Annotated in this window: 13 protein-coding genes; 10 read left to right on the forward strand and 3 right to left on the reverse strand. The window is 71.2% G+C overall.

The features are described 5' to 3' along the window. Nucleotides 1-81 precede the first annotated feature (81 nt). The 10 genes from BN3788_RS01960 (at nucleotide 82) to BN3788_RS02005 (ending at nucleotide 10,789) form a co-directional block, all read left to right on the forward strand. Complete coding sequence (locus BN3788_RS01960; protein ID WP_066582162.1) at nucleotides 82-1,284, forward strand: dipeptidase; 1,203 nt, start codon at nucleotides 82-84, stop codon at nucleotides 1,282-1,284. Between the two features lie 7 nt (nucleotides 1,285-1,291). Beyond that, nucleotides 1,292-2,917, forward strand: a complete 1,626-nt coding sequence (locus BN3788_RS01965; RefSeq protein ID WP_066582163.1) for an ABC transporter substrate-binding protein — start codon at nucleotides 1,292-1,294, stop codon at nucleotides 2,915-2,917. 31 nt (nucleotides 2,918-2,948) lie between these two features. Next, complete coding sequence (locus tag BN3788_RS01970) at nucleotides 2,949-3,902, forward strand: ABC transporter permease (RefSeq protein ID WP_108723753.1); 954 nt, start codon at nucleotides 2,949-2,951, stop codon at nucleotides 3,900-3,902. Beyond that, nucleotides 3,899-4,747 (forward strand): ABC transporter permease, encoded by an 849-nt coding sequence (locus tag BN3788_RS01975; protein WP_066582164.1) that lies wholly within the window; start codon nucleotides 3,899-3,901, stop codon nucleotides 4,745-4,747. Before BN3788_RS01970 ends, BN3788_RS01975 begins: the two co-directional genes overlap by 4 nt. A gap of 3 nt (nucleotides 4,748-4,750) precedes the next feature. Next, nucleotides 4,751-5,923 (forward strand): M24 family metallopeptidase, encoded by a 1,173-nt coding sequence (locus BN3788_RS01980; protein ID WP_066582165.1) that lies wholly within the window; start codon nucleotides 4,751-4,753, stop codon nucleotides 5,921-5,923. Then, the gene (locus BN3788_RS01985) at nucleotides 5,920-6,804 is read left to right on the forward strand and encodes an alpha/beta fold hydrolase (protein WP_066582166.1); all 885 of its coding nucleotides are present in this window, start codon (nucleotides 5,920-5,922) and stop codon (nucleotides 6,802-6,804) included. Before BN3788_RS01980 ends, BN3788_RS01985 begins: the two co-directional genes overlap by 4 nt. Beyond that, nucleotides 6,797-7,795, forward strand: a complete 999-nt coding sequence (locus BN3788_RS01990) for an ABC transporter ATP-binding protein (RefSeq protein ID WP_066582167.1) — start codon at nucleotides 6,797-6,799, stop codon at nucleotides 7,793-7,795. Before BN3788_RS01985 ends, BN3788_RS01990 begins: the two co-directional genes overlap by 8 nt. Then, nucleotides 7,782-8,813 carry an ABC transporter ATP-binding protein gene (locus BN3788_RS01995; RefSeq protein WP_066582168.1) on the forward strand — a complete coding sequence of 344 codons (1,032 nt, stop codon included), beginning with the start codon at nucleotides 7,782-7,784 and terminating at the stop codon, nucleotides 8,811-8,813. Before BN3788_RS01990 ends, BN3788_RS01995 begins: the two co-directional genes overlap by 14 nt. Then, nucleotides 8,813-10,012, forward strand: coding sequence for a dipeptidase (locus BN3788_RS02000; protein WP_066582169.1), 1,200 nt, complete (start codon nucleotides 8,813-8,815; stop codon nucleotides 10,010-10,012). Before BN3788_RS01995 ends, BN3788_RS02000 begins: the two co-directional genes overlap by 1 nt. Nucleotides 10,013-10,087: 75 nt before the next feature. Beyond that, a complete protein-coding gene (locus BN3788_RS02005; RefSeq protein ID WP_066582170.1) occupies nucleotides 10,088-10,789 on the forward strand; it encodes a GntR family transcriptional regulator in 702 nt (233 codons plus the stop codon). Between the two features lie 21 nt (nucleotides 10,790-10,810). On the opposite strand, the gene BN3788_RS18885 is transcribed toward BN3788_RS02005, so the two are convergent. From BN3788_RS18885 to BN3788_RS02020, 3 genes are read right to left on the reverse strand one after another with little or no spacing between them, the layout of a single operon-like run. Beyond that, a complete protein-coding gene (locus BN3788_RS18885; protein WP_066582171.1) occupies nucleotides 10,811-11,035 on the reverse strand; it encodes a hypothetical protein in 225 nt (74 codons plus the stop codon). Then, entirely contained in the window at nucleotides 11,032-11,577 is a 546-nt protein-coding gene (locus BN3788_RS02015) for a GNAT family N-acetyltransferase (RefSeq protein WP_066582172.1), read from the reverse strand. Before BN3788_RS02015 ends, BN3788_RS18885 begins: the two co-directional genes overlap by 4 nt. Further along, entirely contained in the window at nucleotides 11,574-12,557 is a 984-nt protein-coding gene (locus BN3788_RS02020) for a quinone oxidoreductase family protein (RefSeq protein ID WP_066582173.1), read from the reverse strand. The genes BN3788_RS02015 and BN3788_RS02020 overlap by 4 nt, the downstream gene beginning before the upstream one ends. Nucleotides 12,558-12,593 lie beyond the last annotated feature (36 nt).

Raw genomic sequence — 12,593 nt, forward strand, 5'->3', positions numbered from 1 at the left:
CCATACAGCCTCCGATGGTGTGAGAAGTGGGACGGACGTCCTAGTCTCTGGATAGGTAAGAGGTCCGACCACTGGAGACTCATGCAACCGCCCAGCCCTCGCTACGCCGGATACCACTCGTTCGACTACCTGGAGCCGCACACGGACTACCGCGTGTTCGAGCTCGCCCCGGAGCTCGGCCGGCTGCCGCGGCACGAGCAGGGGCTGACCGTCGAGCAGCACGCCCGGGTGGCGCGGATCCTGCAGTCCGAGCACGTGATCTCCCTGCACGAGCACCCGAAGATCCTCACCGCCGACCCGTACGAGCTGCGCGAGTACAACCACACGGGCCGCAACGCGATGGGCTTCGAGGGCCTGGCCCGATCGGGCATGTCGGCGTACTTCGACAACTTCATGAACGGCACCAACTGCGTCACGTCGGAGCACGGGTGGAAGTGGAACGACGTCGTCTACGACCTCGGGCTCCGGTTCGCCGACGTCGCCCAGCAGGACCACATCGTGCTGGCCCGCACCGTCACGGAGATCGTGGCGGCCAAGGAGTCCGGACGCATCGCCCTCATCGCCGGGCTCGAGGCAGCGACGATGATCGAGAACGAGCTCGATCGCCTGGACGTGCTGTACGGGCTGGGCGTGCGCCAGATGGGCATCGCGTACTCGATGGCCAACCAGCTCGGCTCCGGACTGGCCGAGGCCCGAGACGGCGGCCTGACCGCGTTCGGGCGGCGTGCCGTCGAGCGGATGAACAAGCTCGGCATCGCGATCGACGTCTCGCACTCCTCGGACCGCACCAGCCTCGACGTGATCGAGGCATCCGAGGTCCCCGTGTTCATCACCCACGCGGGCGCCCGCTCGGTGTGGCCGACCAACCGGATGAAGTCCGACGAGGTCATCGTCGCCTGCGCCGAGCGCGGGGGAGTGATCGGCATCGAGGCCGCGCCCCACACCACGCTCTCGGCCGCGCACCCGGCCCACAGCCTCGAGTCGGTCATGGACCACTTCGTGTACTGCGTCGACCTGGTCGGCATCGACCACGTCGCGTTCGGGCCGGACACGAACTTCGGCGACCACGTCGGCCTGCACGACTCGTTCGCCGGGCACCTGGCCACGGCGCAGGCCCATGGGCACGTCGAGCACGAGCGGGTGCCCTACGTCGCCGGCGTCGAGAACCCGGCGGAGAACTTCACCAACATCGTCGGCTGGCTCGTCAAGCACGGCTGGTCCGACGGCGACATCAGCAAGGCGATCGGTTCCAACATCCTGCGGGTCCTCACGGAAGTCTGGTGACACGAGCATGAATCGACACATGAAGTTCGGCGCCGCAGCGGTCGCGGCCGCGATGCTGGCGCTCACGGGCTGCGCCCTCAACGAGGGGGAGCCCTCGGCGACGGGAAGCTCCACCGACAGCGCCCAGGAGGTGACGCTGCGGATCGGGACCACCACCGACGTCTCCAACTACAACCCGCTGCAGTCGCTCTCCAAGACTGACAACTGGCTGCTGAACGCCACGTACCCGCAGCTCCTGCGCCTCGACGAGAACGCGGAGAAGGTCCCCGAGCTCGCCTCCGACTACTACTACGAGGACGAGGGCCGCACGGCGGTCTTCGAGCTCCGCGACGACTTCATGTGGTCCGACGGGACGCCCGTCACCGCCGCCGACGTGAAGTTCTCCGCCGAGGCGATCATGCAGTACCAGCTGGGCAACGTGGCCGCGAAGCTCACCTGGCTGGAGTCCATCGAGGCGCCCGACGAGACCACTGTGAAGTTCCACCTGAGCCAGGCCTACGCGCCGTTCGCCGAAGGGCTCGGATTCTGGATGCGGATCGTCCCCGCGCACATCTTCGCCGAGGCGGGCGACCTGTCAGAGTTCGCGAACGACAGCGACTGGGTGGGCTCCGGCGCCTACATCCTCGAGTCCGCGACCCCGGGCCAGCGGTACGTGCTCCGGGCGAACGAGCACTACCCGTACGCCCCCGAGGGCGGGGCGGCGGTCGACGTCGTCGAGTACGTGGTCTACCCGGACATCAACACGATGATCCTGGCGCTCCGCAACGGGGACATCGACCTGATGGCCAACCCGGTGCCCGCCTCGGCCGTCGGCTCGCTCAAGAGCGAGGACAAGATCGGCCTGGAGAAGGTGGCCTCTCTCGGGTTCGCGCACGTCACCTACAACGTGACGCGTGAGCACCTGGACAAGCCCGAGGTGCGCCAGGCGCTGTCGATGGTCGTGGACACGGACTCCATCATCACCACGATCATGCAGGGCGACGCCCAGGAGATGGTCGGCCCCATCTCGCCGATCTTCGGCGAGTTCGACAACACCGGCCTGGACGCCTACCCGTACGACCCGGCCGGCGCCCGCGCGCTGCTCGAGGACAACGGCTACGCCGACGCCGACAAGGACGGGTTCCTGGACGGGCTCGCCTTCCAGATGGTCTGCGACCAGTCCAACGCGAACCTCACGCGCGTCGCCGAGGTCATGCGCGAGTCCGCTGGCGAGGCCGGCATCCGCATCGACCTGGCGTGCACGGAGCGCAACACGTTCCTCGCGGCCACCAAGGCTTACGACTACGACCTGGACCTGTCGCAGTGGGGCGTCTTCGACAACCCGATGGACCAGCTCCGCAGCACCTACCTGTCCTCGAACCCGGGCGGGATCAACTACAACCAGGTCCAGGACCCCGAGCTCGACGCGCTGGTCAACGATGCCGCCGCGACTGTCGACCGCGACGCCTTCGTCAAGAAGATCAAGGCCATCGACGCCTACGTGCACGAGCAGGCGCTGCTGACCCCGCTGTACGTCGAGGACTTCACCTTCGCGTACCGCAGCGACCGCTTCACGGGCTTCGCGCCCTCGCCCAGCGACCTGCTCGGCATGGTCACCGGGTACTCGCTGTCGCAGGTCACCCCGGTCAATTGACCGCATCCACCACGAGGAGGGTAGGCAAGTCGTGCTCAGCTACGTAGCCAAGAAGGTCGCGCGCGCGGTCATCACCATCTGGATGGCAGTGACGATCACCTTCTTCCTGCTGCGCATCCTGCCGGCAGACCCCACCCTCCTCGTGGTCGAGGGGGACATGACCCCGGAGATGCAGGCGGCGCTCCGCGAGCAGTACGGCCTCGACAAGCCGCTGCTCGTCCAATACGGCCTGTACCTGGGCGAGCTGCTGCGGGGGAACCTCGGCGTCTCGTTCCGGCAGCTCGTGCCGGTCCTCGACATCCTGCTCAGCAGGCTGCCCTGGACCCTGCTCCTGGCCGGGTCGGCGTTCGCGCTCACGGTGCTGATCGGCATCCCGCTGGGCGTGTACGCCGCGGTGGGGCGCGGCAAGCTCGTCGACAAGGTGGTGCAGTTCCTGGGCGTGACATCCAACGCGTTGTTCGTGCCGAGCGTGGCGATCCTGCTGCTGGTCGTCTTCGGCGCCCAGCTCGGGTGGTTCCCGATCGGCGGCGCCATCGACCCTCGGACGCGGGGGGCCGAGGCGTACGCCAGCCTGCTGCACCACCTGGCGCTGCCGCTGCTGTCGCTCGCGCTGGTCCAGGTCGGGCCGTACGCCTTGACGCTGCGCACCAACATGCTCGAGGTGCTCGGCGAGGACTACATCAAGAGCGCGCGCTCGCGGGGGTTCACCCCACGCCGCACGGTGTGGCGACATGCGTTGCGCAACGCGATCCTCCCGGCGCTGACGCTCATGGGCCTGCAGCTCGGCACGCTGATCGGCGGGGCCGTGCTCACCGAGACGATCTTCGCCTACCCGGGCGTCGGACGGCTGATCTACGAGGCCGTCCAGCAGCTCGACTACCCGCTGCTCCAGGGGGCGTTCGTCCTCCTCGCGATCACCGTCGTCGCCGCCAACCTCATCACCGACATGGTGGCGCTGGCCCTGAACCCAAGGATCCGCTCATGACCGCGCCCCTCGTCGTGACGCGCGCGCGGCGCAGGCGCGCCTTCGGCTCGCCGTCCGGCTACTTGTCCGTCGCCCTGCTCCTCCTCTTCGCCCTCACGGCAGTCTTCGGCCCGATGCTCGTCGACAAGCCGCGGGGCCTGGGCGCCGACATCCTGCAGTCGCCCTCCGCCCAGCACTGGTTCGGCACCGACGACCTGGGGCAGGACGTCTTCGCCCAGGTGATCTGGGGCACGCGGATCAGCATGGCCGTGGGAGTCGCGGCCTCGCTCATCGCGATCGTCATCGGCACCGCGCTGGGCCTGTTGGGCGCCTACGTGAAGCGGCTCGACCCGTTCATCTCCACGCTCGTGGACGTCATGCTCTCGTTGCCGCTGCTGCCGCTGATGATCCTGGTCACGGCACTCGTCGGGGCATCGGCGACCAGCCTCATCGTGGTGATCGGACTGCTGTCCTGGGCGGAGGTCGCGCGCCTGATCCGCTCCAATGGCATGGTCGTGGCGTCGATGCCGTATATCGATGGGGCGAAGGTGCTCGGGGCCGGGCCGTTGCGCATCATCGGCACGGAGCTGCTGCCCGCGGTCAGCCCGCTCATCGTCGTCAGCGTGCTGCTCACCGCCGCGCGCGCGGTGATCTCCGAGGCGGGGCTCAGCTTCTTGGGGATGGGCGACCCGTCGTCGTGGTCCTGGGGGCGGATCCTGCTCAACGCGCAGCGCTCGGGCGTCATCGCCACCGCCTGGTGGCAGACCTTGTTCCCCTCGCTGGCGATCCTGCTGCTCGTGCTCTCGGCGACCATCGCCGGGATCCGGTACAACGACTCGCGCGACCCGCGCACCCGGGGGGTGTGAGGCATGCGCCTTCCCGACGCCTTCTACGCACGGGTGCGCGCCGAGGCGCAGGCAGGCCTGGCGGCTCGCGGCCTGGCGGGCCTGCTCGTCACCGCCCCCACCGACGTGGCCTACCTGGTCGGGTTCTTCTACGCGGTGACCGAGCGCCCGGTCTACCTCTGGCTGCCCGCCGAGGGCGACCCGGTGTGCCTGATGCCCGAGCTCGACGAGCACTACGCCCGGTCGCAGGGCGTCCACGCGGACGTGGCGACGTACTTCGAGTACCCAGGCACTCGTTCTCCGGAGGAGCACCTCGCGGACCTGCTGCCCAGCCAGGCGGCGCGGGGACGCGTGGGCCACTCGGCGAGCCTGACTGTCGGGCAGCTCGGCCGGCTGCGCACCGCGCTGCCGGACGCCGACCTCGCCGTCGACGGCACGATCGCGCAGATGCGGTTGCGCAAGCACCCGGAGGAGGTCGAGCTGCACCGCCAGGCCGCCGCCATCTGCGACGAGATGCTCGGCGCGGGGCGCGCCCTCGTCGAGGAGGCGCTGGCCTCGAGGTCGCCGCTGCCCACGGAGGGCGGCCTGGCCCGCCACGTCATCGGCTACGGCACGGACGCCATGTACGCGCGGTACCAGCACGTCGTCTACACCACGAAGCTGGCGGGCGGCCTGGTCTACGCCGGCCCCAACTCCGCGCACCCGCACGGCCTGCCCAGCCGCCGACGGCTGCAGGTGGGGGACACCCTCATCCTGTCGCTCGGCGCCGCAGTGGCCAGCCGGTTCGTGGAGAGCGAGCGCACCTTCGTGATCGGCGAGCCCTCCGAGCGGCAGCGCGAGGTCTTCGACGTCGCGGCGCGCGCCCAGGAGGTCGGCACGCAGGGCCTGCGCGCCGGCCGCACCTGCGCCGAGGTGAACGCCGAGTGCCTCGACGTGATCCGCGCCGCCGGGATGGGCCAGCACATCCGGCACCGCCAGGGCCACGGCATCGGCCTCGCCCAGCACGAGCCGCCGTGGGTCGAGGACGGCGACGAGACCGTGCTCCAGCCCGGGATGGTGCTCTCCAGCGAGCCGGGCGTCTACGTCCCGGGCCACGCCGGGTACCGCATCTCCGACACCGTCCTGGTCACCGAGCAGGGACCCGAACGCCTGACCACCTACCCCCGCACCATCGAAGAGAGCGTGATCGAGGTATGAGCAGCCAGCAGTTCTTCGCGGAGGTCAACGGGGCGCGCCTCAAGCTCGAGGTCCAGGGGCCCGAGGACGCGCCGGCCATGATCGTGCACCACGGCGCCCCCGGGCTGGGCGGGCGCGGCGAGCCTGTGCGGTCGTTCGGGCCCTTCGCCGACGAGTACCGCGTGGTCGCCTTCGACGCGCGCGGCTCCGGCGAGTCCGAGGACCGTGGCCCGTTCACACACGAGCAGTGGGTCGCCGACATCGAGGCGATCCGCCAGCTCCTCGACCTCGGCCCCATCGTCATGGCCGGCGGCTCCTACGGCGGGTTCCTGGCGATGGAGTACACCCTCGCCCACCCCGAGAACGTGCGCGCGCTGGTGCTGCGGGACACCGCGGCGAACACGCGCTACGACCACCTCGCCGTCGACCGCGCCCGCAGCACGGACCGGGTGTCGATCGACGAGTGGGTGATCGAGCGGATCGGCACGGGGAGGTTCGCCGACAACGTGGAGTTCGAGCGGTACTGGCGCGGCATCCTTCCCCTGTACGACCACGCCTGGGACCCCGCGGCCGTCGAGCGCAAGGCGCAGGCGACCTCCTACCACTACGCCACGCACAACCAGGCATTCGGCGTGAACATGGTCGGCTGGGACCTGGTCCCGCGCCTGGGCGAGATCACCTGCCCGACGCTGGTCACCGTCGGCCGTCATGACTGGCGCACCCCCGTGGCGGCCTCCGAGGAGATCGTGGGGGCGATCGACGGCGCCGAGCTCGTCGTCTTCGAGCACTCGGGCCACTCGCCGCAGCTCGAGGAGCCCGAGCGGTTCCAGTCGGTGGTGCGCGACTTCCTCGCCCGGGCCGGCATCCGCCCGGGCGGTCTGGCGGAGGCACACGATGAGTGAGCCGATCGTCACCGTCCGCGGCCTGAGCGTCGACTTCCACACCCGCGACGGCGTGGTCAAGGCCGTGCAGGACCTCGACCTCGACCTGCACCCGTCGCGGACCCTCGCGCTGCTCGGCGAGTCCGGCTCCGGGAAGTCGGTGACCGCGCAGGCGATCATGGGCCTGCTGGACTCCCCGCCGGCCCGGATCACCGCGGGGTCGGTGAGGTTCCGCGGGGTCGACCTGCTGCAGGCCAGCGCCGCCGAGCGCCGTGAGGCCAATGGCGGCGGCATCTCGATGGTGTTCCAGGACTCGCTCTCGGCGCTCAACCCCGTCTACACGGTGGGCGGGCAGATCGCGGAGCTGCTGCGGGTGCGGCGCGGCATGTCGCGCCGGGCCGCATGGGACCGCGCCGTCGAGCTCATCGACCATGTGCGGATCCCCGCCCCGGCCCGCCGCGCGAAGGACTACCCGCACCAGTTCTCCGGCGGGATGCGCCAGCGGATCATGATCGCCCTGGCCATCGCCCTGGAGCCGAGCGTGCTCATCGCCGACGAGCCGACCACGGCGCTCGACGTGACGGTGCAGGCGCAGATCATGGAGCTGCTGCTGGACCTGCAGCGCGAGAACGGGATGGGCCTGATGCTCATCACCCATGACCTGGGAGTCGTGGCGGAGGTCGCCGACGACATCGCGGTGATGTACGCGGGGCGCGTCGTGGAGAAGGGCGGCGTCCACGAGCTCTTCGCCGACCCGGCCCACCCGTACACGCGCGGGCTGCTGCGCTCGGTGCCCCGCGTGGACCGGGCGGACTCGACGTTGTGGGCGATCCCCGGCTCGCCGCCCAACCTGCTGGACCTGGGCGAGGGCTGCGCGTTCCGCGAGCGGTGCGACACCGCAGTGGGCGTGTGCGCCGTCGAGCGCCCTGCCCTCGCCCGTCCTGTGGCCGACGCCGGATCCCGGCTCGCGGCCTGTCACCGCAGCGAGGAGGTCGTCCATGGACGCGCATGAGGTCGTGTTGAGCGTGCAGGACCTGGCCCGGCACTTCCCGGTGCGCGGCGCCGGGCTGTCCCGCGAGAAGCCGGTGGTGCGGGCGCTGGACGGTGTGAGCTTCGACCTGCGCAAGGGGGAGACGCTCGGCGTCGTCGGGGAGTCCGGCTGCGGCAAGTCCACGCTGGCCCGCACCATCGTCGGGCTGGAGCGGCCCACCTCCGGCCGGGTGCTCTTCCGGGGGACGGATGTGCACCGGACTAGCGCGCGCCAGATGCCGGCCCTGCGCCGCCAGGTGCAGATCGTGCTGCAGGACCCGTACGCGTCGCTCAACCCGCGCCGCACCCTGCGTGACGCGCTGATGCAGCCCTTCGAGATCCACCGGGACCTGCTGCCGCGCGCCAAGCGGATGGCCCGGGTCCAGGAGCTCGTCGAGCTGGTCGGGCTCAACCCGGACCACCTGGACCGGTACCCGTTCCAGTTCTCGGGCGGCCAGCGGCAGCGGATCGGGATCGCGCGGGCCCTGTCCGTGGAGCCCGAGGTCATCGTGTGCGACGAGCCGGTGTCGGCGCTCGACGTGTCCATCCAGGCGCAGGTGGTGAACCTGCTGCAGCGGCTCCAGGCGGAGCTGGGCCTCGCGTATGTGTTCATCGCGCACGACCTGTCGGTGGTGCGGCACATCTCCGACCGGATCGCCGTCATGTACCTGGGCCGCGTCGCGGAGATCGGCAGCGGGCACGACGTCTACGCCAGCCCGGCGCACCCCTACACGGAGGCGCTGCTCTCCGCCGTCCCCGTCCCCGACCCGGCCCGGCGCGGCATGGCCGGCCGGCGCCTGCTCGCGGGCGACCCGCCGAGCCCTGTCGACCCGCCCTCGGGCTGCCGTTTCCGCACCCGCTGCTGGCTCGCGACGGAGGCCTGCGCCGCCGTCGAGCCGCTGCTGGGCGGCGTCCATCCCTCGACGCGGGCCCCGCACCACGTGGCCTGCCACCACCCCCTGACCGCCCCTGAGCTCGTGACGAGCACGAAGGACTTCTGATGCACCCCGTTTCCCCGCGTTATGACGGCTACACCGCGTACGACTACCTCGAGGCAGGCACGGACTACCAGCACTTCGACCTCGCCCCGCAGCTCGGGCGCGTCCCGGCCTACGACCTGGCCCTTGACGCCGATCAGCAGGCCCGGGTGGCCCGCCTGATGGCCGAGGAGATCGTCTTCTCCCTGCATGAGCACGCCGTCGTGCTGCCCGAGGACGCCACCGAGATCCGGCGCTACAACCGCACCGGCCGCCAGCGCACCGGCTACGAGGGCCTCGCCCACTCCGGGCTGACGGCCGTGATCGACAACTTCATGGCCGGCGCCTCATGCGTCACCAGCCAGAACGGCTGGAAGTGGGACGACATGATCTACGCGCTCGGCTTCCGCCTGGCCGATCTGGCGAAGCAGGACATGGTCGTGCACGCCCTGACCGTCGACGACATCCTGCGGGCCAAGGGCGAGGGGCGGATCGCGCTGGTCGCCGGCTTCGAGTGCGCGACGATGATCGAGAACGAGCTGGACCGGATCGACATGCTCTACGGGTTCGGGGTCCGCCAGCTCGGCATCGCCTACTCCCAGTCGAACATGCTCGGCGGCGGCCTCTCCGAGCGGAACGACGGCGGGCTGACCAACTTCGGCCGCCGGGCCGTCGAGCGGATGAACAAGCTGGGCATGCTCATCGACATCTCGCATTCGGGGGACCGGACGTGCCTCGAGGTCATCGAGCACTCCGCCGTCCCGGTGATGATCACGCACGCCGGAGCGCGGGCCGTGTGGCCCACGGCGCGGATGAAGCCCGACGAGGTCATCACGGCGTGCGCTGATCGGGGCGGGCTCATCGGGCTGGAGGCCGCGCCGCACACGACGATCTCCCCGGCGCACCCCGAGCACTCGATCGCGTCCGTGATGGACCACTTCGAGCACTGCGTGGACTTGGTCGGGATCGACCATGTCGCGTTCGGGCCGGACACCATGTTCGGCGACCACGTCGCCGTGCACCACGCCTACGCGTCGAACTACGCGCAGCGCCAGGAGGGCGGCCCCGCGCACCCCGAGGTGGAGTATGTGGCGGGCCTGGAGAACCCCGCGGAGAACTTCGGGAACATCGCCGCGTGGCTGGTCAAGCACGGCTACAGTGACGCGGACATCAGCAAGGTCCTCGGCGGCAACGTCATGCGGGTGCTCGGCGAGGTCTGGTAGGCGTGGCCTCGACGCAGTCCGCACGTCGGAGCGCGATGCGCACAGGAGAGGGTGTCAGTGGCGAGGCGTGACTCAGTGGTGCAGACGACCCTCGCCGCCTTGCGGGAGCTCATCGCGGGCTACGAGGTGGGGCAGAAGCTGCCGAATGAGAAGGACCTCGCTGACGACCTCAACGTGAGCCGCGCGAGCGTGCGTGAGGCCCTCGGCGTCCTCGCCAACGAGCAGGTCGTCACCCGGCGGTGGGGCGCTGGCACGTTCGTGAGCCCCACGCCCGTCGCGGCGATGCTCAGCATGAGCGAGATCCAGTCCTACCGGGACCGGGTCGAAGCGCAGGGGCGCACCGTGACGCTGCTCGACGCGACGTGCGAGCCGGTTGCGCTCAGCGGCGGCGTCGCCGAGGAGCTGGCCGTCCCCGAGGGGACTGCCGGGTGGCTCGTCTCCCGGCTGTTCGCCGTGGACGGCATGCCGTCGGCCTCGATGGACGAGCATGTGCCGCTCGACCTGATGGGCGTGAAGATCGATCCCCTCCCCATGCTGTCGGTGGAGTGGGACCTGTTCCGGATGCTCCGGCACCACCTGCCGGACCTCGTCCAGCACACCGTGACCGACCTGTCCGCTGTCGCCGCCCGTGGCGTTGACGCGGAGCGGTTGGCCGTGCGGCAGGGCGACCCGTTGATCCGGGGAGACCAGGTGACCTACGGCGCCGGTGACGTGCCGCTCGCCGTCGGCGTCAGCCTCCAGCGGACCGACCGGGTGCGGCTGCGCATCACCCGTTGACCCGGCGCCGGTGGCGCGAGGTCAGGCGGGGACGCCTGAGCCCTCGGGCAGCGGGCACACCCACTGCGCGTCCGACCACGACCAGCGCGCGGTGACCTGCTGTCCGTCGACGTCGGCGCAGGCCGGCCGCCGGAGCCCAGCTGAGGCGTAGCCGACTGCCAGGGAGGCGGTGAGGAGCACCACCAGCACGGTCATCGTGACGCGCAGCCAGCGCGGCTGCGGCACGTCGCCCTCGAGCGGGATCACCGCGCGCCCGGCGCGGCCACGGCGCGCATGAGCATCGCGACGCGCACGGCGCCGCCGTGGGTGCTCTGCTCGCCGATCTGGGCGAACCCGAGCCGGCGGTGGAAGGCGAGCGACTGCGGGTTCGGGGGGTCGAGGTTGACCTCGCAGGTCACCTCGTCGAGCCCGAGGGCGCGGGCGCGTTCTACCACCGCGTCGTGCAGCGCGCGGCCGATGCCGTGGCCGTGCGCCGAGGGCGCCACCACGATCCGGTCGACGTACATCGAGCCTGGCCGGTGCTCGGCGAACCAGCGGTAGTTCTCGCTGTCGTAGTCGGCCCCCGGGGTGAGCGCGAGGATGAGCGCCTGGGGCCTGCCGGCTGCGTCGTCCACCACGAGCGCGAGGTCGCATCGCGGCAGGTGCGCCGCGAGCCCCTCGACGCCGAGGGCGTTCACGGCGGGCGCGGCGGCGTCGTTGAGCGCGGCGAGCGCCGGGACGTCGCCGGGCAGCGCGGGCCGCAGGGTGTGCGTGGCACTCGCGGGCTGTGGCGCGGGCGGGACGGTCATGGCAGCAGGAGGACCTTTCCGGTGGTGGCGCGGCCCTCGAGCGCGCGATGCGCGTCGGCGGCCTCCGCCAGAGGGTAGGCAGCGCCGATGCGCACGTCGAGCCCGCCTGCCGCGACGGCGGAGAACAGCTCGCCCGCCCGCCACAGGAGCTCCTCGCGTGTGGCGGTGTAGTGCGCGAGCGTCGGGCGGGTCAGGTAGAGCGAGCCGCCGGAGTTCAGGCGCTGGGGGTCGATGGGCGGCACGGGCCCCGAGGCGCCGCCGAAGAGCGCGAGGCCGCCACGGGGCCGCAGCGAGGCGAGCGAGGCCTCGAAGGTGCTGCGGCCGACGCCGTCGAAGACCGTGTGCACCCCGGCGCCGCCGGTGAGCTCGCGCACCCGTGCGGGCAGGTCGACGGTGACGTCGGCCAGCTCGGTGTACCGGATGACGTCGCTGGCGCCCGCGGCGCGGGAGAGCTCCTCCTTCTCTGGCGTGCCCACTGTGGTGAGGACCCGGGCGCCGCGGGCGACGGCGAGCTGGGTGAGCAGCAGCCCGACGCCACCGGCTCCGGCGTGCACGAGCACGTCCTGGCCCGGGGTGACGGGGAACGTCGACGCCACGAGGTAGTGGGCGGTCATCCCCTGCAGGGGGAGGGCGGCGGCGGTCGCGTCGTCGACGTCGTCCGGGACGGGCAGGGTGTCCTGGGCGGCGACCACGACGAGCTCGGCGTACGAGCCGTGCGCCGACGACCACGCCACGCGGTCGCCCACCGCCACCTCGGCGACGTCTGAGCCGACAGCGACCACGACCCCGGCGCCCTCCGACCCGACCACGTGGGGGACGCGCATGGGGTAGAGCCCGGACCGCCGGTAGGTGTCGATGAAGTTCACGCCGGCGGCGGCCACCCGGACCAGCACGTCGGAGGGGCCCGGCTCGGGGTCGGGGAGCTCGACCAGGCGGAGCACGTCAGGGCCTCCGGGGGCGAGTGCTTCGATGGCACGCATGCACCCGCCAACGTTCGCTGGCCCGGGATCATTCCG

The organism is Cellulomonas timonensis (assembly GCF_900046455.1).
GTDB classification, from domain to species: domain Bacteria; phylum Actinomycetota; class Actinomycetes; order Actinomycetales; family Cellulomonadaceae; genus Cellulomonas_A; species Cellulomonas_A timonensis.

What these genes read in the sequence shown, in the direction of transcription:
- BN3788_RS01985 (WP_066582166.1), top strand. Translation starts at nt 5,920, where the DNA reads ATGAGCAGCCAGCAGTTCTTCGCGGAGGTCAACGGGGCGCGCCTCAAG.
- BN3788_RS01995 (WP_066582168.1), top strand. Translation starts at nt 7,782, where the DNA reads ATGGACGCGCATGAGGTCGTGTTGAGCGTGCAGGACCTGGCCCGGCAC.
- BN3788_RS01975 (WP_066582164.1), top strand. Translation starts at nt 3,899, where the DNA reads ATGACCGCGCCCCTCGTCGTGACGCGCGCGCGGCGCAGGCGCGCCTTC.
- BN3788_RS02020 (WP_066582173.1), bottom strand. Translation starts at nt 12,557, where the DNA reads ATGCGTGCCATCGAAGCACTCGCCCCCGGAGGCCCTGACGTGCTCCGC.
- BN3788_RS02000 (WP_066582169.1), top strand. Translation starts at nt 8,813, where the DNA reads ATGCACCCCGTTTCCCCGCGTTATGACGGCTACACCGCGTACGACTAC.
- BN3788_RS02015 (WP_066582172.1), bottom strand. Translation starts at nt 11,577, where the DNA reads ATGACCGTCCCGCCCGCGCCACAGCCCGCGAGTGCCACGCACACCCTG.
- BN3788_RS01980 (WP_066582165.1), top strand. Translation starts at nt 4,751, where the DNA reads ATGCGCCTTCCCGACGCCTTCTACGCACGGGTGCGCGCCGAGGCGCAG.
- BN3788_RS01990 (WP_066582167.1), top strand. Translation starts at nt 6,797, where the DNA reads ATGAGTGAGCCGATCGTCACCGTCCGCGGCCTGAGCGTCGACTTCCAC.
- BN3788_RS01965 (WP_066582163.1), top strand. Translation starts at nt 1,292, where the DNA reads ATGAATCGACACATGAAGTTCGGCGCCGCAGCGGTCGCGGCCGCGATG.
- BN3788_RS01960 (WP_066582162.1), top strand. Translation starts at nt 82, where the DNA reads ATGCAACCGCCCAGCCCTCGCTACGCCGGATACCACTCGTTCGACTAC.